Annotated in this window: 22 protein-coding genes, 1 tRNA gene and 1 pseudogene; 9 read left to right on the forward strand and 15 right to left on the reverse strand. The window is 71.1% G+C overall.

Annotated features, from left to right (window positions below):
* Positions 1-119: 119 nt before the first annotated feature.
* The 3 genes from AB0O44_RS09785 to AB0O44_RS09795 are packed head-to-tail and all read right to left on the reverse strand — an operon-like array spanning position 120 to position 2,446.
* Positions 120-338 carry a hypothetical protein gene (locus tag AB0O44_RS09785; protein WP_364136903.1) on the reverse strand — a complete coding sequence of 73 codons (219 nt, stop codon included), beginning with the start codon at positions 336-338 and terminating at the stop codon, positions 120-122.
* 3 nt (positions 339-341) lie between these two features.
* Positions 342-839 (reverse strand): DUF2505 domain-containing protein, encoded by a 498-nt coding sequence (locus AB0O44_RS09790; protein ID WP_364136905.1) that lies wholly within the window; start codon positions 837-839, stop codon positions 342-344.
* A 47-nt stretch (positions 840-886) separates the two neighbouring features.
* Positions 887-2,446, reverse strand: coding sequence for an SDR family oxidoreductase (locus tag AB0O44_RS09795; protein ID WP_364136907.1), 1,560 nt, complete (start codon positions 2,444-2,446; stop codon positions 887-889).
* A 240-nt stretch (positions 2,447-2,686) separates the two neighbouring features.
* Here AB0O44_RS09795 and mfd point away from each other — a divergent pair, with 240 nt between their 5' ends.
* Complete coding sequence (gene mfd / locus AB0O44_RS09800; RefSeq protein WP_364136909.1) at positions 2,687-6,322, forward strand: transcription-repair coupling factor; 3,636 nt, start codon at positions 2,687-2,689, stop codon at positions 6,320-6,322.
* A 6-nt stretch (positions 6,323-6,328) separates the two neighbouring features.
* Positions 6,329-7,153, forward strand: a complete 825-nt coding sequence (locus AB0O44_RS09805; protein WP_364136911.1) for a metal-dependent hydrolase — start codon at positions 6,329-6,331, stop codon at positions 7,151-7,153.
* Positions 7,154-7,312: 159 nt separating this feature from the next.
* On the opposite strand, the gene AB0O44_RS09810 is transcribed toward AB0O44_RS09805, so the two are convergent.
* The 8 genes and pseudogenes from AB0O44_RS09810 to nirB all read right to left on the reverse strand — a co-directional run.
* Complete coding sequence (locus tag AB0O44_RS09810; protein WP_290258496.1) at positions 7,313-7,546, reverse strand: hypothetical protein; 234 nt, start codon at positions 7,544-7,546, stop codon at positions 7,313-7,315.
* A 61-nt stretch (positions 7,547-7,607) separates the two neighbouring features.
* Positions 7,608-8,339 (reverse strand): deoxyribose-phosphate aldolase, encoded by a 732-nt coding sequence (gene deoC / locus AB0O44_RS09815; protein ID WP_364136913.1) that lies wholly within the window; start codon positions 8,337-8,339, stop codon positions 7,608-7,610.
* A gap of 123 nt (positions 8,340-8,462) precedes the next feature.
* Entirely contained in the window at positions 8,463-9,338 is an 876-nt protein-coding gene (locus AB0O44_RS09820; protein WP_290258494.1) for an FAD-dependent oxidoreductase, read from the reverse strand.
* A 151-nt stretch (positions 9,339-9,489) separates the two neighbouring features.
* Positions 9,490-10,632, reverse strand: coding sequence for a uroporphyrinogen-III synthase (locus AB0O44_RS09825; RefSeq protein ID WP_364137311.1), 1,143 nt, complete (start codon positions 10,630-10,632; stop codon positions 9,490-9,492).
* A 5-nt stretch (positions 10,633-10,637) separates the two neighbouring features.
* A complete protein-coding gene (cobA, locus tag AB0O44_RS09830) occupies positions 10,638-11,663 on the reverse strand; it encodes a uroporphyrinogen-III C-methyltransferase (RefSeq protein ID WP_364136915.1) in 1,026 nt (341 codons plus the stop codon).
* A gap of 2 nt (positions 11,664-11,665) precedes the next feature.
* A complete protein-coding gene (locus tag AB0O44_RS09835; RefSeq protein WP_364136917.1) occupies positions 11,666-12,403 on the reverse strand; it encodes a hypothetical protein in 738 nt (245 codons plus the stop codon).
* Positions 12,372-12,491 (reverse strand) — tRNA-OTHER (locus AB0O44_RS09840). The genes AB0O44_RS09835 and AB0O44_RS09840 overlap by 32 nt, the downstream gene beginning before the upstream one ends.
* Positions 12,461-14,452, reverse strand: a pseudogene (nirB, locus tag AB0O44_RS09845) (nitrite reductase large subunit NirB); the annotation flags it as partial. The gene AB0O44_RS09840 and the pseudogene nirB, both read right to left, overlap by 31 nt.
* A 143-nt stretch (positions 14,453-14,595) precedes the next feature.
* Between nirB and nirD the strand changes: the two are divergent.
* The gene (gene nirD / locus AB0O44_RS09850; protein ID WP_364136919.1) at positions 14,596-14,979 is read left to right on the forward strand and encodes a nitrite reductase small subunit NirD; all 384 of its coding nucleotides are present in this window, start codon (positions 14,596-14,598) and stop codon (positions 14,977-14,979) included.
* 61 nt (positions 14,980-15,040) lie between these two features.
* On the opposite strand, the gene AB0O44_RS09855 is transcribed toward nirD, so the two are convergent.
* The gene (locus AB0O44_RS09855; protein WP_364136921.1) at positions 15,041-16,822 is read right to left on the reverse strand and encodes a phospho-sugar mutase; all 1,782 of its coding nucleotides are present in this window, start codon (positions 16,820-16,822) and stop codon (positions 15,041-15,043) included.
* Positions 16,823-16,997: 175 nt separating this feature from the next.
* Between AB0O44_RS09855 and AB0O44_RS09860 the strand changes: the two genes are divergently transcribed.
* Positions 16,998-17,477 carry an Rrf2 family transcriptional regulator gene (locus tag AB0O44_RS09860; RefSeq protein WP_364136923.1) on the forward strand — a complete coding sequence of 160 codons (480 nt, stop codon included), beginning with the start codon at positions 16,998-17,000 and terminating at the stop codon, positions 17,475-17,477.
* 10 nt (positions 17,478-17,487) lie between these two features.
* Here the strand turns inward: AB0O44_RS09860 and AB0O44_RS09865 are convergent, their stop codons facing one another.
* Positions 17,488-18,306 (reverse strand): purine-nucleoside phosphorylase, encoded by an 819-nt coding sequence (locus AB0O44_RS09865; RefSeq protein WP_364136925.1) that lies wholly within the window; start codon positions 18,304-18,306, stop codon positions 17,488-17,490.
* 83 nt (positions 18,307-18,389) lie between these two features.
* On the opposite strand from AB0O44_RS09865, the gene AB0O44_RS09870 reads away from it, so the two are divergent.
* The 4 genes from AB0O44_RS09870 to AB0O44_RS09885 all read left to right on the forward strand — a co-directional run bounded on the left by AB0O44_RS09870 (position 18,390) and on the right by AB0O44_RS09885 (position 21,825).
* A complete protein-coding gene (locus AB0O44_RS09870) occupies positions 18,390-19,805 on the forward strand; it encodes an NAD(P)H-quinone dehydrogenase (protein WP_364136927.1) in 1,416 nt (471 codons plus the stop codon).
* 129 nt (positions 19,806-19,934) lie between these two features.
* Entirely contained in the window at positions 19,935-20,510 is a 576-nt protein-coding gene (locus tag AB0O44_RS09875; protein ID WP_364136929.1) for a helix-turn-helix domain-containing protein, read from the forward strand.
* Complete coding sequence (locus AB0O44_RS09880; protein WP_364136931.1) at positions 20,507-21,343, forward strand: SDR family NAD(P)-dependent oxidoreductase; 837 nt, start codon at positions 20,507-20,509, stop codon at positions 21,341-21,343. The genes AB0O44_RS09875 and AB0O44_RS09880 overlap by 4 nt, the downstream gene beginning before the upstream one ends.
* Positions 21,340-21,825: an SRPBCC family protein gene (locus AB0O44_RS09885; protein ID WP_364136933.1), complete on the forward strand. Its 486-nt coding sequence runs from the start codon at positions 21,340-21,342 to the stop codon at positions 21,823-21,825. The genes AB0O44_RS09880 and AB0O44_RS09885 overlap by 4 nt, the downstream gene beginning before the upstream one ends.
* Here the strand turns inward: AB0O44_RS09885 and AB0O44_RS09890 are convergent.
* On the reverse strand, positions 21,822-23,279 hold the full coding sequence (locus tag AB0O44_RS09890) for an aldehyde dehydrogenase family protein (protein ID WP_364136935.1): 1,458 nt from the start codon (positions 23,277-23,279) through the stop codon (positions 21,822-21,824). The genes AB0O44_RS09885 and AB0O44_RS09890 overlap by 4 nt on opposite strands.
* A gap of 255 nt (positions 23,280-23,534) precedes the next feature.
* Between AB0O44_RS09890 and AB0O44_RS09895 the strand changes: the two genes are divergently transcribed.
* Complete coding sequence (locus AB0O44_RS09895) at positions 23,535-23,786, forward strand: DUF1272 domain-containing protein (RefSeq protein WP_290258481.1); 252 nt, start codon at positions 23,535-23,537, stop codon at positions 23,784-23,786.
* 37 nt (positions 23,787-23,823) lie between these two features.
* Here AB0O44_RS09895 and AB0O44_RS09900 read toward each other — a convergent pair whose 3' ends face one another.
* Entirely contained in the window at positions 23,824-24,423 is a 600-nt protein-coding gene (locus tag AB0O44_RS09900) for a PASTA domain-containing protein (RefSeq protein WP_364136937.1), read from the reverse strand.
* Positions 24,424-24,463 lie beyond the last annotated feature (40 nt).

Here is a 24,463-nt window from a genome sequence, read left to right on the forward strand (position 1 = left end):
GCCTGCGGCCGGAAACAGCGTGCGGTCCACGCAAAAATAGACCCGGCCGCCGCTTACGTGAGCGGGTTACCTACTCACATTTCGCGACGGCCGGGTGGGGTCCGGAAGGGACCGCGGAATCAGAAGAGCCCGGAGATCCCAATCCCGGCCGTGGCCGCACCGAGCACCATCGAGATGCTGACCAGCACCACGTGCACGGTCAGGAACCGGGTGGCCTTGCCATTGGCGTCACGGGCCCGCGGATCGTTGCGCACGCGGCGCAGGAACTGCGGCCAGACCACCAGCGACCAGATGCCGGCGATGATCAGGACGACGGCGGCGAGGACGGGAAGCTGCATGGCTTAGTGGCTTTCGAGCCAGGCCTGCGCCTGGGTGGCCTGGATGTTCAGGGCCTTGCCCACCATCGGCTCGGCGGCGTCGGCGATCTTCCCGCCGAGGAACGGCACGGAGGAGGACACGGTTCCCTCGAGTTCGATCCGGGTGCTGCCGCCCTCGGCCACGAGCCGCTGCACGGCGGTGACGTCCAGCGGGGCGCCGGCGACCTTGAGGGAGATGTTGCTTTCCCGCGAACCGTCGGCCGCCGGGGCGCCCCAGCTCTCAAGCTGGGTGACCTTCAGGCTCTCGCCGACGAACTTCCGGGCGATGTCCGGCATCCTGGTGGTGGGGATGGTGCGCACGGTGGTGGTGTTGAATGCGCCGGCCGTATCGCCGTCGACGGCGAACGATTCCAGGGTGCCGCCGACCAGCTCACTGGTGTGGCGCAGGAAGTCCTCGCTGGCGAAGACTGCCGTGACACTCTCGACGGTGTGCGGAAGGGTGGTGGATGCGCTCAGGGCCATTAGGGTCCTCCAGGGGGTGGAAGGGGTCGTTTCGGGCTCCAAACATCTTACGCGTTAGGCCCGGCCGGTTCCGATTCGGTCTTCGGCGCCCGTTCCGGTTCCGGCACTGGTTTCGCCTCTGGTTCTGTCTCTGCGAGCCGTTGGGCCGCCGCCGCGATATTCCGCGACATGGCGGGGAAAATCAGGCTGTGGAACGGCAGCACAGCCAGCCAGTAGAGCTTGCCGCTGAGCCCCTTGGGGAAAAAGATGGCCCGCTGCCGGTAGAGGCTGCCGTTGCCCTCCGGTTCCACCATGAGCTCCAGCCAGGCCCGGCCCGGGGCGCGCATCTCGGCACGGAGCCGGAGCAGCCGGCCGCGGTCGATCCGCTCCACCCGCCACCAGTCCACAACCTCGCCCTCGGCCAGCAGCCGCGGGTGGCGCCGACCGCGGGCCAGCCCGGCCCCGCCTGTCAGCTTGTCCAGCCAGCCGCGCACGCTCCACGCCAGCGGCAGGGAGTACCAGCCGTTCTGCCCGCCGATGCCCTCGATGATGGTCCAGACGTGGTCCGGGGCCGCAGGGCTGGAGTAACTGCGCTCGTCCACATAGACCCGGTGCCCGGCCCACTCCGGGTCGCTCGGCAGCGGGTCGGCGTCGGCGCCCGCGTTCGCCCATGTGGTCTCCACCTGCCCGTCGCGTTCCCGGCCCAGGGCCAGGGCGACGGCCCGGCGGTAGGGGGTCAGGCCGCCGTCGGGCTGCGGGATGAAGTCGTCGATGTCGTGTTCGCGCGCCACGGCGTCGTGCTGGAGAGATTCCACCAGCGGCAGGGACATGGACAGCGGGATTGGCGTGGTCAGGGCCACCCACATGCCGGCCAGCTTCGGGGCCGGAACGGGCAGGGCCAGCACCATCCGGTAGGGCAGCCCGGCCTCCGCGGCGTACTCCTGCATCATCCCGGCGTAGGTGAGCACCTGCCGGGAGCCGATGTCGAAGGTGCGGTTGATCGGGCCCTCCAGCGAGGCGGCGCCGACCAGGTAGTAGAGCACGTCGCGGACGGCGATCGCCTCGATCTTGTTGCGCACCCAGCTGGGGGCTGGCATCAGCGGCAGCGTCTCGGACAGGTGCCGGATCATCTCGAAGGAGGCGGAACCGGAGCCGATCACCACGCCGGCCTGGAAGACGACGGCGTTCACGGGGCTGTCCAGGAAGATCTTGCCCACGGCCTCGCGGGAGCGCATGTGGGTGGAGAGCTCCGCGCCGGAGGGGTGCAGGCCGCCGAGGTAGACGATACGGTCCACGCCGGCGGACTCGGCGGCCTCCGCGGTGAGGGCCGCCATCGCCTTTTCCTTGGCCTCGAAGCCCGAGCCGCCGGCCATCGAGTGGACCAGGTAGTAGAGGACGTCGACGCCGGCCAGGGCCGCCTTGAGTGCCGCGCCGTCGTCGAGGCTGCTCTGCACCACCTCCACCTGCTCCAGCCAGGGCACGCCCGCGATCTTCGCCGGCGTCCGGACCAGGACCTTGACCTTGTGCCCGGCCTCCAGCAGCCGGGGGACCAGCCGGCCGCCGATGTAGCCGGTGGCGCCGGTGACCAGGACGGTCTTCGGATGCGGGGTAGGGGGGATGCCGGTCATTGCGGGTGGCTCCTTCTCGTTGCGGATATTAGCCATTCGGAGCGGCGGGGCCGCCGGACGTCCCGCCGCCACGAAACAGGCTTGGATGGGGAGCCGGAACGGGCCGGGCCCGTCCTGCCAGCTTAGCGCCCGGGTGCCCGGTCCGCTCCGGTGGCGGTAGGCTGGAATCACCCGGGATTCTTGCGAATTCCGGGTATTCGTGTTGCCTGCACGTCAGCGATCAGTTCAGGAGTTTCCGCCATGAGCCTTCCCGGCCCCTCACTTTCCGGCCTGCGGCGCGTCCTCGCCCGGGACTCAACCTTCGCCCGGGTGCAGGCCGAGGCGTCCCGGCCGGTCTCCGCCCGCAGCGAGGGCTACCAGCTCAGCGCCCCGGCCGGGCTGCGCGCGGCCCTGCTGGCCGAGGTATCGGACGGCCTGCTCGCGTCCGACGCCGGCGGCACCGCCGCACCCGTCGTGTTGGCCGTGACCGCCACCGGGCGTGAGGCGGAGGACCTGGTGCAGGCCCTGGACGCGTTCCTGCCCGCCGGCAGCATCGCCGAGTTCCCCAGCTGGGAGACCCTCCCGCACGAACGGCTCTCCCCGCGCTCGGACACCGTCGGCCGCCGCCTCTCCGTGCTGCGCCGCCTGGCCCACCCGGAGGCCTCCGGCACGCCGCTGCGCGTCGTCGTCGCCCCCGTCCGCGCCGTCGTCCAGCCGATCGTGGCGGGGCTGGGAGAGCTGGTGCCCGTGACCTTGACGGTGGGCCAGGAGGCCCCGTTCGGCGAGGTGGTGAAGAACCTCGCGGCCGCCGCCTACGCCCGGGTGGACATGGTCACCCGGCGCGGCGAGTTCGCCGTCCGCGGCGGCATGCTGGACGTCTTCCCGCCCACCGAGGACCACCCCATCCGGGTGGAGTTCTTCGGCGACGAGGTCGAACAGATGCGCTGGTTCGCCGTCGCCGACCAGCGCTCGCTGACCGCCCCCGGCGTGCACCACCCCACCGAACTGCACGCCCCGCCGTGTCGCGAAATCCTGATCACCCCCTCCGTGATGTCCCGCGCCGCGACGCTGAAGTCCCAGCTGCCGGCCGCGGCGGACATGCTGGAGAAGATCGCCGGCGGCATTGCCGTCGAGGGCATGGAGTCCCTCGCCCCGGTGCTGGTGGATTCGATGGTTCCGTTCGTGGACCAGTTCCCGGCCGGGTCGATCGCCGTCGTGATCGAACCCGAGAAGGTCCGCACCCGCGCCCACGACCTCGCCGCCACCAACGAGGAATTTCTCGAGGCGGCCTGGTCCACGGCGTCCGACGGCGGGTCTGCACCGCTGGATTTGAGCGCCGCCGCGTCTGAGGCGCTGCACTCGGCCAGCTTCCGGTCCCTGGCCGAGACCCGCGCCACCGCGCTGGAGCACCAGGTGTCCTGGTGGTCGATCAGCTCCCTGTCCAGCGACGAGGAGCTGCTGCCGGACATCGACGTTGTGAACCTGCACGCCCGCGAACCGCGCGGCTACCAGGGCGACGTCGCCGAGATGATGGACTTCATCGGCTCGCACGTGCGCGACCAGTGGCGGATCGTGGTGGCCACCGAGGGCCCCGGCCCCGCCCAGCGCCTCGCCGAGCTGTTCCACGACAACGACATCCCCTGCGCCCGGGTCGAGACGCTCGAAGCGGAGCCGCAGCCGGGGCTGATCGAGGTCACCACCGCATGCGTGGGCCGCGGCTTCGTCCTGGACGGGCTGAAGACGGCGCTGCTGACCGAGGCGGACCTGCTGGGCCGCACGTCCGCCGGGTCCACCAAGGACATGCGGCGGATGCCCTCCAAGCGGCGCAACGCCGTCGACCCGCTGCAGCTGCTCGCCGGGGACTTTGTGGTGCACGAACAGCACGGCATCGGCCGGTTCGTCGAGCTGATTCAGCGCAAGGTGGCCGGTGGCGGCGACGGTGTGCGCGAGTACCTGGTGCTCGAGTACGCCCCGTCCAAGCGCGGCGCCCCCGGCGACCGGCTCTTCGTGCCCACCGACCAGCTGGACCAGGTCACCCGCTATGTCGGCGGCGACACCCCGGTGTTGAGCAAGATGGGCGGCTCCGACTGGGCCAGCACGAAGTCCAAGGCGCGCAAGGCGGTCAAGGAGATCGCCGGCGAGCTGATCCGGCTCTACTCGGCCCGGATGGCCTCCCGCGGCCACGCCTTCGGCCCGGACACGCCCTGGCAGCGCGAGCTGGAGGAGGCCTTCCCCTATGTGGAGACCCCGGACCAGCTGACCACCATCAACGAGGTCAAGGCGGACATGGAACGGGAGATCCCGATGGACCGCCTGGTCTCCGGCGACGTCGGCTACGGCAAGACCGAGATCGCCGTCCGGGCCGCGTTCAAGGCCGTCCAGGACGGCAAGCAGGTGGCCGTGCTGGTGCCCACCACCCTGCTCGCCCAGCAGCACTACGAGACCTTCACCGAGCGGTTCTCCGGGTTCCCGCTGCGGGTCCGGCCCCTGTCCCGCTTCCAGGCCGCCAAGGAGGCCAAGGAGACGGCCGAAGGCGTCAAGACCGGCGCGGTCGACGTCGTCATCGGCACGCACCGGCTGTTGTCCAAGGACTTCGAGTTCAAGGACCTGGGCCTGGTGATCGTGGACGAGGAGCAGCGCTTCGGCGTCGAACACAAGGAGGCGCTGAAGAAGATGCGCACCAACGTGGACGTCCTGGCCATGAGCGCGACGCCGATCCCGCGCACCCTGGAGATGTCGCTGACCGGCATCCGCGAGACCTCCACCCTGGCGACCCCGCCGGAGGAGCGGCACCCGGTGCTGACCTACGTGGGCCCGTACACGGACAAGCAGACCTCCGCCGCGATCCGCCGCGAGCTGATGCGCGAGGGGCAGGTCTTCTTCGTCCACAACCGGGTCTCCACGATCGAGCGCACCGCCGCGAAGATCCGCGAACTCGTGCCCGAGGCGCGCGTGGAGGTGGCGCACGGCAAGATGTCCGAGAGCCGGCTGGAACAGATCATCGTGGACTTCTGGGAGAAGCGCTTCGACGTCCTGGTCTGCACCACCATCATCGAGACCGGCCTGGACATCTCCAACGCCAACACCCTGATCGTCGACGGCGCGGACAAGTACGGGCTCTCGCAGCTGCACCAGCTGCGCGGGCGGGTGGGCCGCGGCCGGGAACGCGCCTACGCCTACTTCCTCTACCCCTCGGAGAAGCCGCTGGGCGAGGTGGCGCTGGAGCGGCTCAAGGCCGTGGCCACCCACAATGAGCTTGGCGCCGGTATGCAGCTGGCCATGAAGGACCTCGAGATCCGCGGCGCCGGCAACCTGCTCGGCGGAGAACAGTCCGGCCACATCCAGGGCGTCGGCTTCGACCTCTACATCCGGCTGGTCGGCGAGGCCGTGGCGGATTACCGCGGCGAGGCCGAGGAGAAGGCCGCCGAAATGAAGATCGAGCTGCCGGTCAATGCGCACCTGCCGCACGACTACGTTCCCGGCGAACGGCTCCGCCTGGAGGCGTACCGGAAGCTGGCCTCGGCGCTCACCAACGAGGCGATCGAGGAGGTCGAGGCCGAGCTGGTGGACCGCTACGGGGAGCTGCCGCTGCCCGCCCAGAACCTCGTGGCCGTGGCCCGCTTCCGGGTCGGGGCGCGCGAGGCGGGCCTGACCGACGTCGCCCTGCAGGGGAACTTCATCAAGTTCTCGCCCGCCCAGCTGCCCGAGTCCAAGCAGATGCGGCTGGCCCGCATGTACCCGGGCTCGCAGACCAAGCCGGCCCTGGACGCGGTACTGATTCCCAAGCCCAAGACCGCCCGGATCGGCGGCCGCGACCTGCAGGACGCGGAGATCCTGGCCTGGGCCAACAGCGTGATCGAGGCGATCTTCACCGACGTCCCGCCCGCCGCGGGCTAGGCCGTGATGGGAGGACACCACGCCGCGTCAGGTGCCGCGGCGTGGGTGGCTATTGCCTCGACCGGGCCGTACACGCTCGGCTGGTACCCGCTGGATCCCGCCGGGATCGTCATCGGCGGGATGGCGACGGCGGGGACGGCGCTGATCTGCGACTGGGACCACCGCTCGTCCACGGTGGCGCACGCGCTGCCGCCGCTCTCGAACCTGATCGCCGTGGGGATCGAGAACGCCTCCGGCGGCCACCGCCAGGGCACCCACTCGGTGCTGGGGGCGGCCTTCTTCGTGCTGCTCGCCGCGCTGGCCGGGAAGATCCAGTTGCAGACCGACTGGGGCCTGCTCTCGGTGGGCGCCGGGCTGCTGTGCATGTTCCTGATCAACATCGCCGCGAAGGCCCTGAAGCTCTTCCCCAAATACGGGGTGGTCAGCAACTGGATCTTCGCGCTCACCATGGCCGGGCTGGTGACCTGGTTCGCCCCGCATCAGTGGTCCTGGCTGCCGGTGTCCATGTTGACCGGCGTGCTGGTGCACATCCTTGGGGACATGATCACCACCGGGGGAGTGCCTCTGCTGTGGCCGATCGTGGTCAAACCGCCGAAGTTCCTGCGGAGGCTGCCGCTGGTCAAGGACGTCTGGAAGGCCAACGGGGCGTTCTCCATCCCGCTCCTGGGCCGGGCCGGTTCGCGACGCGAGTGGCTGGTGCTGATCCCCGTCGGCGCCTACGCCATGGTGGGGATGTGCGTCGCGGCCGTCGACGTCGCCCGTGGCCACTTCCCGGCGGCCGTCGCCTTCGGCTCAGCCGTCGTTGGCCGGCTGCTCGGTTCGGGAAGCTAGCCGCAGGCTGCCCGTCGGCATGACACGTTTCCGCTGCGGTTCCGGACGTGCGCACCCTGGGTCCGCGCCGCGCGGGTCCGAATCCGCCGCGCCCGTCCGGAACCGGCCGTTAAACGCGTGAAGCCCCGGCGAACCGGGGCTTCACGCTTTGGACGAGGCTTAGTGTTCGCCGGCCGAGTCCGAGCGGCCGGTGATGGTCTGCGGGATCCAGAACGCCAGGGCGAACAGCACCAGGCAGGCAAGCATCGGCCAGGGGTTGCCCAGGGTCAGGAACGACAGCGAGTACAGGGCGCCGAAGAAGAGCGCCATCATGATGACAAACAGCACCACGCTGGATGCCAGGTTGTTCTCGAACCTGGGGGTCTTGGCGGTCTTGCCGTTGTTGCTGGACATTCGTTCCTCCTCGGCCCCGCGGGGCTGTAAAAACTGTGGCGGCGTGGTTCCGGCGGGGCGGTCAGTACGCGGACGAACCCTGTTCGCCCTTGACGATCGCGATGCCGGAGCTGGCGCCAATACGTGTTGCACCAGCAGCTATCATAGCCTGCGCGTCGGCAAGGGACCGCACGCCGCCGGATGCCTTGACGCCCAGGTCCGGTCCCACGGTGCGGCGCATCAGGGTGACGTCTTCGACCGTCGCGCCGCCGCCGTTGAAGCCGGTGGAGGTCTTGACGAAGTCGGCGCCGGCCTCGACGGCGGCCTCGCAGGCGAGGACCTTCTGCGCGTCGTCCAGCAGGGACGTCTCGATGATGACCTTGAGGATGGCGCCGCCGGCGTGGACGGTCTCGGCCACGGCACGGATGTCATCGACCAGGGCGCCCTTGTCGCCGGCGCGGGCGGCTGCGATGTTGATCACCATGTCGATCTCGTCCGCGCCGTCGAGCACGGCGCCGCGGGCCTCGAAGGCCTTGACGTCGCTGGGCGTCGCACCGAGCGGGAAGCCGATCACGGAGCAGGTCAGCACGCCGGAACCCTTGAGGGCGGTCTTGACGGTCTTGACCCAGATCGGGTTCACGCAGACGGACTTGAACTGGTACTCGGCGGCCTCGGAGCAGACTTTGAGCACGTCGGCCTCGCCGGCCTCCGGCTTGAGCAGGGTGTGGTCGATGAACGCGGCGATGTTGCCGGTGCCGTGGTGGAGGTCCTGGCCGGTGCCGGAGGCCCCGGCCGTGGTGGCGTCGTTGCTCATGGTGGTCCCTTTCCTGACGGGACGGATCATGGCCGGCCCGGCTGCTGACGCGGCGCGCGTCGTGGCTTCTCAGTGCACCATCTTGCCATATGGGACCACACTGTCTCGGGGTAGGGAGCCCGCTCAGGCGGCGGCCGCGACGGGGACCTGGAGGCAGGCCTGCACGAGCCCGGCGGCGCAGATGCTGGCGGCGGAACCGGCGGCCACCAACAGGCCCAGCCGGACGCCGTCGAGCGCCGCGGCGTCGCCGATCGCCCAGATGCCGGGCACGGAGGTGCGGTAGTCGGCGCCCACCAGGATCCCGCCCTGGGCGGCGGTGGCCAGCCCGGCGGTGCGGGCCAGCGCGTCCCGGGAGATCCGCTCCTCGGCGAGGACCACCAGGTCACCGCTCATGCTGGAGCCGTCCTCGAAGACGATCCCGGAGGCCGGCAGCACGGACCCGGCGAGGGTGGGGACGACGGCGGCGGGCCGCAGCGTGGTGCGGACCGGGCGGACGCCGCGGGCCCGCAGCACTGCCTCGGCCTGTCCCGCTGCCGTGCCGGTGCCCACCAGGATGCCCAGCGGCCGCCGGCCCAAGACCCGGGTGACGTCCTTGACCGCGTCGCCGAGGGTGCCGGCGTCGTCGATCGTGGAGTAGCTCAGGCACCGGCCCGAGCCCTCGATCGGGGCCAGGGCCGGGGCCGAGCCGGTGGCGATGACCAGCTGGTCGTAGCCGAATTCGAGGCCGTCCGCCGTCGTCACCCGCCGCTGCTCGGCGTCGATGAAGCTGGCGGGCTGGCCGAACCGGACCGAGACCTGGGGGAGCACGGCCAGCTCCAGCAGTTCCGCCGGGGCGTCGTCCCGGTTGCTGAGGACCGTGATGGCGCCGCCGAACGGGGTGCGGGTGAGCTGGCGGACCAGGGCCTGCGCCGCCGGGCCGGCCCCGGCGATCACGATCCGCGGCGAGGAGGCCACGGTGGTGGAGGCGGTGCTGGCGGCGGAGGATTTCGGTGCGGACATGTGCTGGCCCTTTCGCTGGCGGGCCTGCTGGTGTGGCCCCTGTTTCTGTTGTTCCCCAGCGTAGGAGGCCGGTTTTTCGCGCACGTTTCTGCGGTGTTGCGGTATTTTCGCTCCCTGTTCGCCAATTGTTACCAGCTGGTAATGGCGTGGCTCACACCCGGAGCCGGTAGCCGCGCTTCACCACGGTTTCCACCAGCGAGGCGTCCGGCAGCGCGGACCGGAGCCGGCTGACTGTCATGTCCAGCGCGTGCACCGAGCCGCGCAGTTCCAGCAGCTCGGAGAGCGACTCGCGGGACAGGACGGCGCCGCCGGCCCCCAGCAGCGCCCGCATCAGCAGCAGCGGCGCGGGCGCCAGTTCCACGGGCTCGCCGTCGATCCGCAGCGACCGGCCGCGCAGCTCCACCGCGCCCGCGGCGGTGTCCAGCCGGCGGACGTGGTTCAGGGCCAGGTGTTCGCAGACCAGCCGGATCAGTGCGCCCATCCGGAACCGTTCCGGCACCAGCGGCTGCACGCCGGCGTCGACCAGCGGCTGGGCGGTGATGGGGCCGACGACGGCGGTGGCCACCGTGGTCTTCAGCGCCGCGACCAGTTGCTTGTACAGGCCCATCTCGTGCGCGGTGCTCCATAACGCGTCGACGGCGGGGGCGGAGGTGAAGGTCAGCACGTCGAGGCTGCCGTTGCAGGCGGCCTCGATCAGCTTGGGCAGCCGGCCGGCGCCCTCGGGCTTGACCCAGCGGTAGGGGGTGACGGTCATGACGTTTGCCCCGGACATCCGGAGCCGCTCCAGCTGCCGGACGTCGGTGTAGCCGTGCAGCTGGACGGCGACGGTCTTCCCGCGCACCCCCTCGGCCAGCAGCATGTCCACCAGGGTTGCGGTGGTCTCGTCGCTGCTGATCCCGACGTCGGCCAGGCCGGCCGCGCGCACGGCGCCGCGGGCCTTGGGCCCGCGGACGAACATCCGGGTGGCGGCCAGGGTCTCCAGCAGCTGGTCGCCGATGCCGAAGCTGTCCGCCGCCTCGCACCAGCGGCGCATGCCGTAGGCGGTGGTGGCGATGCACAGCTGCGGCCGGGCCTCGATGATGGCGCGGCTGTCCTCGATCAGCCGGTGGTCCTCCTGCGCCGGGGCGATCTTCAGCGCCGGTGCGTGCAGCACCTCGGCGCCGCGGCGTTCCAGGGCCTCAATCAGGTCCTGCGAGCGTCGGTGCGAGGTGACGCCGATCCGGAAGCCCTCCAGCGGCTGGTCGGCGGTTCCGGCGGTGTCCGGGGCGGTCCCGGCCAGGCTGTTCACGGTCACGGCGCTCACGCCCCGACCAGGGACGCCGCGAGGCGGTCCAGTTCGGCCGCGGCGGCGTCGCAGCCCCGGTTCGCCTCCGCGACCCGGACCACCTCGCCGATCACCAGGACGGCGGGGTTGCCGCAGCCGGCAGCGGCCGCCGTGATGCCGCCCAGGGCCGCGATGGTGGTGCGCTGGCCGGGCTGGTAGCCGCGCTCGATCACCGCCACCGGCATGTCCGCGCGCATCCCGGCCCGGCGCAGCCCGGCCGCCAGCTGGTGGAGCGTGCCGATGCCCATCAGCACCACGATGGTCCCGCCGAGCCCGGTCAGGTGCCGGTGTTCGTCCTCGGTGAGCGGGGCATGGCCGGAGACCACGGTGAACAGGCGGCTGACCTCGCGGTGGGTGACCGGGATGCCCGCGGCGGCCGGGACGGAGACTGCGCTGGTGACCCCGGAAATGACCCGGACCGGCAGCCCGGCGCGCACGCAGGCGGCCACTTCCTCGCCGCCGCGGCCAAAGACGTACGGGTCTCCGCCCTTGAGCCGGACCACGTTCGCGCCGGCCTGGGCGGCATTGACCATCAACTCCTCGATGCCGGCCTGGCTGACCTTGTGGTGGCCGGGGGTCTTGCCCACGTCCACCAGCTCCGCGGTGGTCAGGGACGGCAGGTCCTGGTGCGGTGCCAGCCGGTCGTAGAAGACGACGTCGGCGTCGCGCAGGGCGGCCACCGCGGCGACGGTCAGCAGCTCCCCGGCGCCGGGGCCGCCGCCCACCAGGGTGACGTGCCCGGCCGGGCCGGCCGCGGGTTCGGCGGCGACCGGCACGCCGGCGGCGCGGAACCGGTCCAGGCGGGCCGGCCAGCCGGGCTGGCCGTCGTCCACCGCGGCCACCAGGAAGGGCAGCGGCCCCGGAGCCGCCGGGGCGTCCGGGCCGGTGAGGCGGCCGACGACGGCGCCGGCGGCCCGGTAGCGCCGGACGGCCTGCCGTGCGGCGGCGTCGGATCCGGCGACCAGGACGGTCCGGCCGGTGAGTTCGATGCTGAGCTGCATGCTTAGACCCTGCTTTCGGTGGGTTCGCCGGCGGCGGGGCCGGCCGACCTGACGGGGATGGTCGTGGCGATCAGCCGGGAGCGTTTTTCTTCCGCGGTGGCGGGCCGCATCTGGCCGCGGTCGTCGGGGACGAGGGTGATGGAGTCGTCCGCCTGGCCCGGGGCGTTGACGAAGGAGCGGAAGCGGCGCAGCCGGTCCGGGTCCCGCAGGGTCTCGGCCCACTCGTCGACGTAGGTGTCCACGTGTTTGGCCATGGCTGCCTCGAGGTCCGCGGCGATGCCCAGGCTGTCGTGCACCACCACGTCCTCGACGTGGCGGATGCCGCCGTCGAGCTCCTCCTGCCAGCGGGCGGTGCGCTGCAGCCGGTCGGCGGTGCGGATGTAGTACATGAAGTAGCGGTCGATGTAGCGGATCAGCGTCTCGTCGTCGAGGTCCTTGGCGAGAAGCTGCGCGTGCGCCGGGGTGGCGCCGCCGTTTCCGCCGACGTAGAGGTTCCAGCCGTCCGCGGTGGCGATCACGCCGACGTCCTTGCCGCGGGCCTCGGCGCATTCGCGGGCGCAGCCGGAGACCCCCATCTTCAGCTTGTGCGGGCTGCGCAGGCCGCGGTACCGGAGTTCCAGGCGGATGGCCATGGCCACCGAATCCTGCACCCCGAAGCGGCACCAGGTGGACCCGACGCAGGACTTCACGGTGCGCAGGCTCTTGCCGTAGGCCTGGCCGGATTCGAACCCGGCGTCCACCAGCAGCTTCCAGATCTCCGGGAGCTGTTCCAGCCGGGCGCCGAACATGTCGATCCGCTGGCCGCCGGTGATCTTCGTGTACAGGCCGTATTGCTCGGCGACGGCGGCGATCACGCCGAGTTTCTGCGGCGTGATCTCACCGCCCGCGATCCGCGGCACCACCGAGTAGGTGCCGTCCTTTTGCATGTTCGCCAGGGCCCGGTCGTTGGTGTCCTGGAGGGTGCCGCGGCCGGCGTCGAGGACGTATGCGCCGTGCTGGCTGGCGAGGATGTTGGCGATGGTGGGCTTGCAGATATCGCAGCCCTCGCCGCTGCCGTAGCGGTCCATGACGTCCTCGAAGGAGGTCAGTTCCAGGACCCGGATGGCGTCGAAGAGTTCCTGGCGGGAGAGCCCGATGTGTTCGCACAGCGCCGTGGAGACCTCGACGCCGGACTTGGTGAGTTCGCCGTCGAGGAGCTTCTTGAGCATCGGGATGCATGATCCGCAGCTGGTGCCGGCGCGGGTGCAGCCCTTGAGCCCGGGGAGGTCCCGGACCGGTTCGCTGCCCTCGCAGGTGCCGCAGCCGTTGACGGCGTCGCGGATGGTCCCGGCGGCCACGTTGTTGCAGGAGCAGAGGATGGCGTCGTCGGGCAGTTCGGCCGCGAGGGCGTCGACTCCGCCGCCGGCCGCGGTGAGGTAGGCGCCGGGTTCGGCCGGCAGTGCGCGGCCCAGCAGCGGCCGCAGCGCGGTGTACGGGGCGGCGTCGCCGACGAAGATCCCGCCGAGCAGGGTGGCGGCGTCGTCGGTGGTGACGATCTTTTGGTAGACGCCTCGGGCCGGGTCCGCGTAGACGATCTCCAGCGCGTGGTCGGTGCGGGCGAAGGCGTCGCCGAAGCTGGCGACGTCGACGCCGGAGAGCTTGAGTTTGGTGGCGGTGTCGAAGCCGGGGAAGGTCGCGGCGCCGCCGTGCAGCCGGTCCGCGACGATTTCAGCCATCGTGTTCGCCGGCGCTACAAGGCCCAGGCACATGCCGCCGAAGTTGGCCACCTCGCCGATCGCCCAGATTCCGGGGACCTCGGTGCGGCAGTCCTCGCCGATGACGACGCCGCCGCGCGGGCCGAGCCGGAACTGCTGGGGCCCGCCGTCGCCGGTGCGGAACAGCTCGTCGCGGGGCCGCACGCCGACGGCGGCGATGACGATGTCGGCGTCGATCACGCGCCCGTCGGCCAGCAGCACGCCGGTGACCCGGCCGGCGTCGTCGGAGAGCACCTCGGCGGGGAACACGCCGCAGTGGACGGTGAAGCCTTTGGCCTCGATCAGCCGGCCGAGGGCCTGCCCGGCGCCCTCGTCCAGCTGGGTGTTCATCAGCCAGGGGGAGCCGTTGATGACGACCGGGTTGGCGCCGAGCTGGGCGGTGCCGGCCGCCGCCTCCAGGCCCAGCAGGCCGCCGCCGATGGTGACGGCGTTGACCGTGCGGCCCAGCGCCGCGGTGAGGTCCGCGATTTCGGCGTTGATGGCCCGGACGTCCTCCAGCGTGCGGTAGACGTGGGTGTGTTCGGCGCCCGGGATGGGCAGGCGGGCCGCGTCCGAGCCGGTCGCGACCACCAGCTCGTCGTAGGGGTAGACGGTGCCGGCGGCGGTCTGCACCGTTTTCGCGGCGGTGTCGATTCCGGTGGCGCGCTCGCCGGTCCGGAGGGTGAGCGCCCCGTGGTCCCACAGGGAGGGTTCGCCCAGGGTGAGGTCCACGCCGGTATCCGTCAGCGCCTTGCTCAGCGCCACCCGGTCGTAGGGCAGGTGGGCCTCCTCGGTCAGCACGGTGATCTGCCAGCCGGCCAGACCGCGGGCGTGCATGGCCTCCACGAAGCGGTGGGCTGCGGGGCCGCCGCCGGCGACGACGACGCGGCGCGCCGCGGCGGGTGCGGGGGAGGAGGGGCGGGGGCTGGCGGTCTGTCCGGTCACGGGTGGCCTTTCGTTGGGCCGCAGGCGGTGTGCTGCAACATCTCCGGCCAGCCTAGGCAGCGGCAGTTTCGCGTCAGTTTCCCGAATGTTTCGTGGTCTTAACTTCTGCATCACGGACGGGTTTCGGCCCGGGTGAGGTCTCTTTTACCGGCCGGACACATGGGCTGTATGTGGCCGTTACACGATGGTCCTAGCGTGGGGGAATGGCCGCAGCGGCGGCCGGGAAACCGGAAGCAAGCAGGGAGGAGCCCCGGATGACTGCCGTACTGGATGACGCGGCCCGCAGTTTTGCGGAGCAGATGACGGGAACGCACGGGACCGGCTGGCACCGGATCTGCGCGGTGCAGGTCCTGGAGCCAGGCTGGGGTGAGGCGGCACTGGTCGCGGGCCGGCAGGTGGCAGTGTTCCGCACGGCTGGCGGTGAGGTCTTCGCCGTCGACCACGCCGATCCGGCCACCGGCGCGCACGTCATGGCCCGGGGGATTACCGGATCGCGGGGGACCCGGCGGACCCTGGCGTCCCCGTTGCACAAGGAGGTCTACGACCTGCTGACCGGGGAGTGCCTCGGCAACCCGGAGCTGCGGCTGGCAACCTATCCGGCGCGCGCCGTTGACGGCTTCATCGAAATCCGGCTTTAGCCACGGCCCGTATCTCTTGAAGCTGCGTCCCCGCGAGGGGGGCGCTAGAGGCTCAAGGGATTTAGAGGCCCAGGGCCTCGCGCACGTCCGCCAGCACGGCGTCCAGCGCTGCGCGCGCCTCCTGCCGGGCCTGGGGCAGGCCGGCGGCGGATTCCACGCCCCGGATCACCTCCAGGTAGCACTTGAGTTTCGGCTCGGTGCCGCTGGGCCGGATGATCACGCGGCTGCCGTCGCGGGTTAGGTAGAGCAGGCCGTCGGTGGGCGGGAGCTGTTCGCTGCCCTCGGACAGGTCCGCGGCGGTCTCCACGGCGGAGCCGCCGAAGGATTCCGGCGGGCTGACCCGCAGCCGGTTCATCATGGCGTCCAGCAGGCCCAGGTCCGCCACCCGGATGCTGAGCTGGTCGCTGGCGTGCAGGCCGTGCACCAGATACAGCTCGTCGAGGGTGTCGAAGATGGTCCGGCCGGCGGCCTTGGCCGCGGCGGCGAGTTCGGCGATCAGCACGGCGGCTGAGATGCCGTCCTTGTCCCGGACCAGGGACGGGGCCACGCAGTAGCCCAGGGCCTCCTCGTAGCCGTAGAGCAGGTGCGGGACGCGGGCGATCCACTTGAAGCCGGTGAGGGTTTCCTGGTGGTCGTAGCCTGCGGCGGTGGCCACGCGTGCCAGCAGCCGGGAGGAAACGATGGAGTTGGCGAACACGCCGGCGGTATCGCCGTCCTGCGCGGCGCCCGCAACAGCGCTGCCGTGCCCAGTGCCGCCGTCGGCCGCGAGCCGGGCGACGACGTGCGCGCCCAGAAGGGCGCCCACCTCGTCGCCGCGCAGCATCCGCCAGGCGCCGGTGTCCGGGTCCTTGGCAGCCACCGCGGCGCGGTCGGCGTCGGGGTCGTTGGCGATCACGATGTCCGCGTCCACCCGGGCAGCGGTCTCCAGCGCCAGGTCAAGGGCGCCGGGTTCCTCGGGGTTGGGGAAGCTGACGGTGGGGAAGTCCGGGTCCGGGAGGGCCTGCTCGGTGACCAGGGTAACGTCCGCGAAGCCAGCGGCGTTCAGTACCGCGACGGCGGTGTCCCCGCCCACGCCGTGCATGGGGGTCAGGACGATCTTCAGGTCGCGGGCCGGGAAGTGCTCCGGCATCACCAGCGCCGCGACGGCGGCCTGGTAGTCGGTGGCGATGGAGGGCTCCAGGACCGTCCAGCCGTCCTCGGCGAGGGCGATCGACTCGAGTGCACCGACGGCGTCGATCTCGGATGCGATCCGGGCGTCGTAGGGTGCCACGATCTGGGCGCCGCGGCCGGACTCCTCGACGGCGTGCCGGCCCAGGTAGACCTTGTACCCGTTGTCCTGCGGAGGGTTGTGGCTGGCGGTGACCATCACGCCGCCGTCGCAGTCCAGGGCGCGCACGGCGTAGGCGAGCAGCGGGGTGGGCAGTGCGGCGGGCATCAGGAACGTCTCGATGCCGGCGGCGGTGAAGATGGCGGCGGTCTCGCGGGCGAACACGTCCGAGTTGTGCCGGGCGTCGTAGCCGACGACGGCGCGCGGCCGGGTGCCGGCGGCGGCCTGGCCGACGGCGCCGGTGAGGAAGGCGGCGAGCCCTGCGGCGGCGCGCCGGACCACTACGCGGTTCATCCGGTTCGGGCCGGGGCCGAGGGCGGCGCGGAGGCCTGCCGTGCCGAACTCCAGGGTGCCGCTGAAGCTGTCTGCGAGTTCCTGGCGGGCGCCGGGAGCGCCTTCCTCGGTGAGGCGGATGAGCTCGGCCAGGGCGGCGGCGGTGGCCGGATCCGGGTCCTGTCCGGCCCAGGCGCGGGCTTCGCCCAGGAGATCGTTCAGTGCGGCATCGGAAGACGTCATGAATACCAAACTAGCGGCAAACCGGGGGCCGGCGCGCCGCGACAAGCGCGGGCGGCCTTACAGTTCCATTACGTCCGGACCCTCCGCAGGGCTGGCTCAGGATTGCCGCAGGAGACCCCCACAGGGCCCCTCGGCCCGTTGACACCCCAATTTCCGGACACATAGCGTCTGGAATATGAGGATGGGGCGAGGGGTGGAATGGGCGCTGCACGCGTGCGTCGCCATGTCCTGGACCCCCGCCGGCGAGGCCGTCAACAGCGGCCGGATCGCCGCCCTGTATAACCTGCCCGCCGCCTACCTGAACAAGCAGCTGCAGGCGCTGGTCCGGGACGGGATCCTGGTCTCGGTCTCCGGCCCGCGCGGCGGGTTCGCGCTGGCCCGGCGGCCGGATGCCATCACCGTCCTGGACGTGGTGCTGGCCATCGAGGGCCAGGAACCGGCCTTCCGCTGCGAGGGCATCCTGGGCAACGTCCCGGGCGCCGCGACGCGGGACGACTTCACCCGGTCCTGCCTGGTCTCCCAGACGATGCGGCAGGCGGAACTGGTGTGGCGGCAGACCCTGGCCCGGCAGACCATCGCCGGGATCGCCGACTCGATGGAGCGGCGGTTCCCGGAGGACCGGGCCCGGACCGTGGCGCAGCTGGCGGCAGGCTGAGCCGGCCGACTTAGAGCTTGGCGATGATCTCCGCGAGCAGCTTGGAGATGCGCGGGCCCGCGGCCTGGCCGGCCTCGAGGACCTCTTCGTGGCTCAGCGGTACCGGGCTGATGCCGGCGGCGAGGTTGGTCACCAGCGAGATGCCGAAAACCTCCATGCCCGCGTGACGTGCGGCGATGGCCTCCAGCGCGGTGGACATGCCCACCAGGGAAGCGCCGATCCGCTTGGCATACTGCACCTCGGCCGGGGTTTCGTAGTGCGGGCCGGTGAACTGCGCGTAGACGCCCTCGTCCAGGCTTGAATCCACCTCGCGGGCCAGGCCACGGATGCGTGAGGAGTAGAGGTCGGTCAGGTCCACGAAGGTGGCGCCCTCCAGCGGGGAGGTAGCGGTTAGGTTGATGTGGTCGCTGATCAGCACCGGTGTACCGGGAGCCCAGTCTTCGTTCAAGCCCCCGCAGCCGTTGGTGAGGACCAGGGTCTTGCAGCCGGCGGCGGCGGCGGTCCGGACCCCGTGCACCACGGCGCGGACGCCCTTGCCCTCGTAGTAGTGCGTGCGCGCGCCGAGCACCAGGGCGCGCTTGCCCTCGCGGGTGAGAACCGAGCGGATGGTGCCTACGTGGCCCACCACCGACGGGGCGGAGAAGCCCGGGACCTCGTCCGCGGACAGGGTGGCGGTGGTCTCGCCGATCAGTTCGGCGGCGTCCCCCCAGCCCGAGCCCAGCACCAGGGCGATGTCGTGGCTGTCGACGCCGGTCTCCTCCGCGATGTAGTCGGCGGCGGCGCGGGCGGCGTCGAAGGGGTCAGTGTTCAGGAATTCCGTGTTGCTCACTGGAACAAGCTACCCTGCCGCCCCCGCGCTGCCCAGCACCGTGGCTTGGTGGCGCCGGTCCGGATGATGGAGAATGGATGATTGTGACTACGCATCCCGATTTCAGTGCACCCCGTATCGCGATTCTCGGCGGAGGGCCGGGTGGCTACGAGGCGGCCATGGTCGCCGCCTCGCTGGGAGCGCAGGTCACCATCATCGAGCGCGCCGGCCTCGGCGGCTCCGCCGTGCTCACCGACGTCGTCCCCTCCAAGACCCTGATCGCCACCGCGGACCTGATGACCCGCGTGGGCGAGGCGGGGGAGCTGGGCGTGAAGTTCGACGTCGACGGCGGCGACTGCATGCCCACCATGCGCGCGGACCTCAAGCACATCAACGACCGGCTCCTCGGCCTGGCCCGGCAGCAGTCCGCCGACATCCAGCGCGGCCTCGAGGGCCAGGGCGTCCGCATCATGCTCGGCTCCGGCAAGATGCTCGACAACCACACGATCGAGGTCCTGACCGCGGAGGGCGTGGAGACGGTCGAGGCGGACGCGGTCCTGCTCGCCGTCGGCGCCCACCCGCGCGAACTGCCCACCGCCCGCCCGGACGGCGAACGCATCCTGAATTGGGCGCAGATCTACAACCTCGACGAGCTGCCCGAGGAATTGATCGTGGTGGGCTCCGGCGTCACCGGCGCCGAATTCGCCTCCGCGTACAACGGCCTGGGCTCCAAGGTCACCCTGATCTCCTCCCGCGACCGGGTCCTGCCCGGCTCCGACGCGGACGCCGCCGAGGTCCTCGAGGGCGTCTTCGAACGCCGCGGCGTGACCGTGCTGTCCCGGGCCCGCGCCGAAACCGTGGAACGCACGGACGACGGCGTCATCGTTACGTTGGCGGACGGCTCGACCGTCCGCGGCAGCCACTGCCTGGTGGCCGTCGGGTCCATCCCGAACACCGCGGGGATCGGCCTGGAGGATGCCGGCGTCGCGCTGACCGAGAGCGGCCACATCAAGGTCGACGGCGTCTCCCGCACCACCGCCCCGAACATCTACGCCGCCGGCGACTGCACCGGCGTCCTGGCGCTGGCCTCCGTCGCCGCCATGCAGGGCCGGATCGCCATCGCCCACTTCCTCGGCGACAGCGTCGCCCCGCTGAAGCTGCACCAGGTGGCGTCCAACATCTTCACCTCGCCCGAGATCGCCAACGTGGGCGTGTCCGAGGCGGACATCGACTCCGGCAAGTACCAGGGCGACGTCGTCAAGCTCTCGCTGCGCAGCAACGCCCGCGCCAAGATGCGCAACCACCGCGACGGCTTCATCAAGATCTTCGCCCGCAAGGGCTCCGGCACCGTGATCGGCGGCGTCGTCGTAGGCCCCAACGCCTCCGAGCTGATCTTCCCGATCTCGCTGGCCGTGACACAGAAGATGCACGTCGACGACGTCGCCAGCACCTTCACGGTCTACCCGTCCCTGAGCGGATCGATCTCCGAGGCGGCCCGCCGCCTGCACGTGCACATGTAGCACCGCTCCACCCACGGTCCGAACGCCGGCGCCCCTCGGGGCCGCCGGCGTTCGGCGTTTAACCGGCGCCAGGGCATCCCGGACACGGCATGCTTTACATTCTGACGTTTAATGCCTAAAGTGTCAGGCATGAGCGACCGCAGTGCTGACATCGTCGGGGCCGCCTACGTGTGCTTCACCCGGCACGGGGCCCGCCGCACCACCATGAACGACATCGCCGGGCAGGCCGGAGTCTCCCGGCCCGCGCTGTACCAGTACTTCCGCAGCAAGGAAGACGTCTTCCGCGCCCTGGTCGAACGCCTGCTGGCCGACGCCCGCGCCGCCTCGGAGGCGGCCGCGGCTGCCGGCACGGCGCCGGAGGAGCGGCTGGCGGGAATCCTGCTGGCCAAGCTGGAGCTGGTGATGCGGATCTGGCGGGACAGCCCGGCACACGCCGCCGAGCTGCTGGGTGTGGAAACCCGGCTCGCCCCCGAGGCGCTGGGGCGGTACGACGAGGCGATGCTGGATCTGCTCACCCGCACCGTACAGGAGGCCTATCCCGGCGCCGATGCCCGGGACGCGGCCGAAATGCTGTTCGCCTTCACCCGCGGCCTGGAAGCAGGCGTCGCCGCCCCCGACGCGCTCCCGGACCGGCTGCGCCGCGGCGTGGCCATCTTCACCGCAGGCTTCACCATCTATCCCCACGAACCCAAGGACCAGCCATGACCACCGCAGTTCTGATCACCGGAGCCTCCTCCGGCATCGGCCGGGCCGCCGCCGAACGGCTGCTCAAACGGCCCGGCTTCACCGTCTACGCCACCGCGCGTCGGCCCGAAACCCTCGCCGTGCTCGCCGACGCCGGCGCCACCGTCCTGCCCCTGGACGTCACCGACGAGGACTCCATGGCCGCGGCCGTCCGCACCGTGGAGGAACGGCACGGCAGCGTGGGTATCCTCATCAACAACGCCGGCTACGGCGAATACGGCACCATCGAGGAAGCGGACCTGGACGCCGTCCGCCGCCAGTTCGAGACGAACGTCTTCGGCTTCTCCCGGATGATCCAGCTGGTGCTGCCCGGCATGCGCGCCGCATGCTCCGGCCGGATCGTCAACATCGGGTCCATGGGCGGCCGTGTCACCTTCCCGGTGGGCGGCTACTACCACGCCAGCAAGTACGCCGTGGAGGCCATCACCGACGCGCTGCGCTTCGAGACGGCGCCCTTCGGCATCAGCACTTCGCTGATCGCCCCCGGCCTGATCCGCACCGGCTTCGGCGCCACCGCCGCCCGCACCCTCGCCGCCTCCGGCGCCGACGGCGGCCCGTACGCCCAGCTCCGGGCCGCGGCCGACGAGCAGATGGCCGTCTCCTACGCATCCCCGCTGCTGGCCGCGGAGCCCGACGCCGTGGCCGCCGTCGTCGAACACGCCGCGACGGCTCGCAAACCCCGGTCCCGCTACACCGTCACCCCCGCCGCCAAGGCGATCGTCCAGTCCCGCCGCTTCCTCGGCTCGGGCCTCTTCGACGCCTACCTCCGTCTTCAGTTCAGGAGCAGCAAGTGAACCCCACCACCGATTGGCCCGCCGGCTTCGACCCCGCCTCGGCCCGGGTGTACGCCTATAACGAGCTCCGCACCGACCTCACGCCGGAGCAGCTCTGGCCCGTACTGATCGAGGCGCCGCGCTGGCCGGCCTGGTACCGCAATGCCAAGGACGTGGTGCTCGACGGCGGCGGCACGGAACTTGAGGCCTCGTCCCGGTTCGACTGGACCACCTTCGGCCTGCGCGTGGCCAGCACGGTCCGCGAGTTCGCCCCCTGCACCCGGCTCGGCTGGGAGGGCGCCGGCCGCGGCTCCACCGGCTACCACCGCTGGGACCTGCAGCGCACGGACGACGGCGGCACCCTGATCGTCACCGAGGAGGTCCAGGGCGGCGTCCTCGCGACGCTGCTGGGACCGGTGGTCCGGCGCAGCATCGAGAAGCAGCACCAGCACTGGCTCGAGGCCCTGGTGGAGACCGCCGCCGCGCGGGTGGCCCGCTCCTAAAACGGATAGGGCGCGATGTCCGGCCGCATGGTGAGCCACTGGATCTCGGTGAAGGACTCCATGTTGGCGTGATGGCCGCCGATCCGGGAGCCGTTGCCGGAGTTCTTCGTGCCGCCGAAGGGGGAGTTGGCCTCGTCGGAGACGGTCTGTTCGTTGATGTGGACCTTGCCGGAGTCCAGCCGGTCGGCGATGGTCATGGCCAGGCCGACGTCGCCCAGGATGCCGATGGAGAGGCCGTATTCGTTGTCGTTGGCCAGTGCCACGGCCTCGTCCACGGTGGAGAACTTCATCACCGGGGCCACCGGGCCGAAGATTTCGTCCTTCCAGGCGGGGCTGTCCGTGTCCAGGTCCACCAGCACGGCCGGCTGGTAGAAGCGGCCGTCGTGGGTGCCGCCCGCGGCGAGCTTCGCGCCGGCGGCGACGGCGTCCCGGACGATCCCGTCCACCCGCTGAAGCTGGCGTTCATCGATCACCGGGCCGAGCGCCACGGTGCCGCTTTTCGGGTCGCCCACGGGCAGGTGCGCGGCCTTCTCGGAGAGGGCGGCGACGTATTCGTCGTAGATGTCCTCGTGCACGATGTGACGGCCGGCGGCCATGCAGATCTGGCCCTGGTGCATGAAGGACCCGAACGCGGCGGCGGAGGCCGCCTTGGCGATGTCCGCACCGGGCAGGACGATCAGGGCGTTGTTGCCGCCCAGTTCCAGGTGGGCGCGCTTGAGTAGCCGGCCGGCGGTCTCGCCAATTTTCCGGCCGGCCGCCGTCGAACCCGTGAACGCGATCACGCGCACCCCCTCGGCCTCGACGACGGCGGCACCCACCTCCGCGCCGCCGGGGAGCAGCGAGAGGAGCCCCGGCGGGAGCCCGGCCTCCTCGAAGATGCGGATGACGCTGACGCCGCCGCACACCGTGGTCCGCGGATCCGGCTTGAGCAGCACGGCGTTGCCGAGGGCCAGGGCCGGGGCGACGGCGCGGATGGAGAGGATCAGCGGGAAGTTGAACGGGGAGATCACGGAGACGACGCCGACGGGCCGGCGGCGGGCAAAGGACCAGCGGTTTTCGTTGGAGGTCAGGACATCCCCGGCCGGCAGCGAGGGCAGCGCGGAGGCCTCGTAGCATTCGTTGGCGGCGATGTGCGTTTCCAGGCCGGCCTTGGGAGGGATGCCGCCGGATTCGCGGACGATCCAGTCCTGGATGTCGGCGGCGTGCTCCTCCCAGAGCTGCCCGGCGCGGCGCAGGACGGCGGCACGCTCCTCCGGATTCCGGGCAGCCCATTCCTTTTGAGCCTTCGCCGCCGTGGCGGCGGCCTCCCGGACGTCGTCCGCCGAGGCGACCCCGTAGCTGCCCAGCTCCTCGCCCGTGGCCGGCTCGACGGCGGTGCCGGTCCCGCCGCCCCCGTCCCGCCAGCCGTTGAGGTAGATCTTGCCGTTCCAGAGGGCGGAGTCGAGCAGGGACATTCGTTGTCCTTTCGGCGTTCCGGACGGCGGGCGTCCGGCAGAGGAGTGGTCCGGGATCAGTTCCCGTCCATCACATGCTGTCCGGACGCCGCCGTCAAGAGCCGTTCCACGCTGTGTGCGCGGTGTTGGACATGTCTACGGCCGTGATCAGCACCGGGCGGGGCGCCGAGCTTCAGCAGCAGCCAGCCGGCGGTGCTGGGTTTGCTTGAGCCCCAGCCGTCCGGCGCATTAGTTACCGGCCGGTAGGCTGGTCGCATGCTTGAGATCCGACCGAACTGCGAATGCTGCGATCGCGACATCGCGCCCACCGACGAGGCCTACATCTGCACCTTCGAGTGCACGTGGTGCCCCGGTTGCGTCGCCCGTTTCCGCGACGGGGCGTGCCCCAACTGCGGTGGTAACCTCGAGCGGCGTCCGGTCAGGCCGGCCGCGGCCCTCGTCGCCAACCCGGCCAGCACGCTGCGGGTCGTCTCGCCCAGCTGCCAGGAACGCCTGACCGGAGTGTAGGTGCCGGGCCACAGGGTGGCCCGGCACCTTTCTCGGGCTAGTTTCTGATGCCTCCGTGACCGCTGCAAGCGCCCCGACGGGTTGAAGACGGCCATGCGTAGCCGTCCTTGCAGATGATTCCGCCATAGACGGGCGGAGCCTGAACCGGTGCCGGCGGGACATAGGCCGGTGCCGGCGGAACGTAGGCGGGAGCGGGCGGCTCAGCCACCGCCGGAGGAGCGGCCGGGACCACCGGCGCGAGCGGAGCCTCTACGACCTTGACCGGAGTCGGCGTCGGAGTCGGTGTCGGCGTCGGGGTGGAGTCGGTGAGGTGATGGACCCCCAGTTCAACGGTCGCGCCCTTGTCTACCTTGGTGCCTTCCGCTGTGCCCTGGCGGGCGACGGTCCAGTTGCTTTTGACCATGATCGACTTGCCGTTATCAACGTCGGTTGCCTTGACCTTGAGACCCAGATCCTGAAGTTGGTTCGTGGCCTTGTCCAGGGTCATCCCGACCAGGCCGGGAACGGAGATGGCGCCTTCCACAGCCGCGGCTGCGGAAATGCTGGGTGATGCTTCAGATGGTGCGGACATCTGCTTGCCGCCGCACCCGGTGAGCAGAAGCCCGGTGAGCACGACAAATGCGAGTGATTTCTTCAAAATTTCCCCCTTGGAAGGCGGCGCCTGAGACTGGGCCGCT

Source organism: Arthrobacter sp. NPDC080082, assembly GCF_040686595.1.
In the GTDB taxonomy this organism is placed as follows: domain Bacteria; phylum Actinomycetota; class Actinomycetes; order Actinomycetales; family Micrococcaceae; genus Arthrobacter.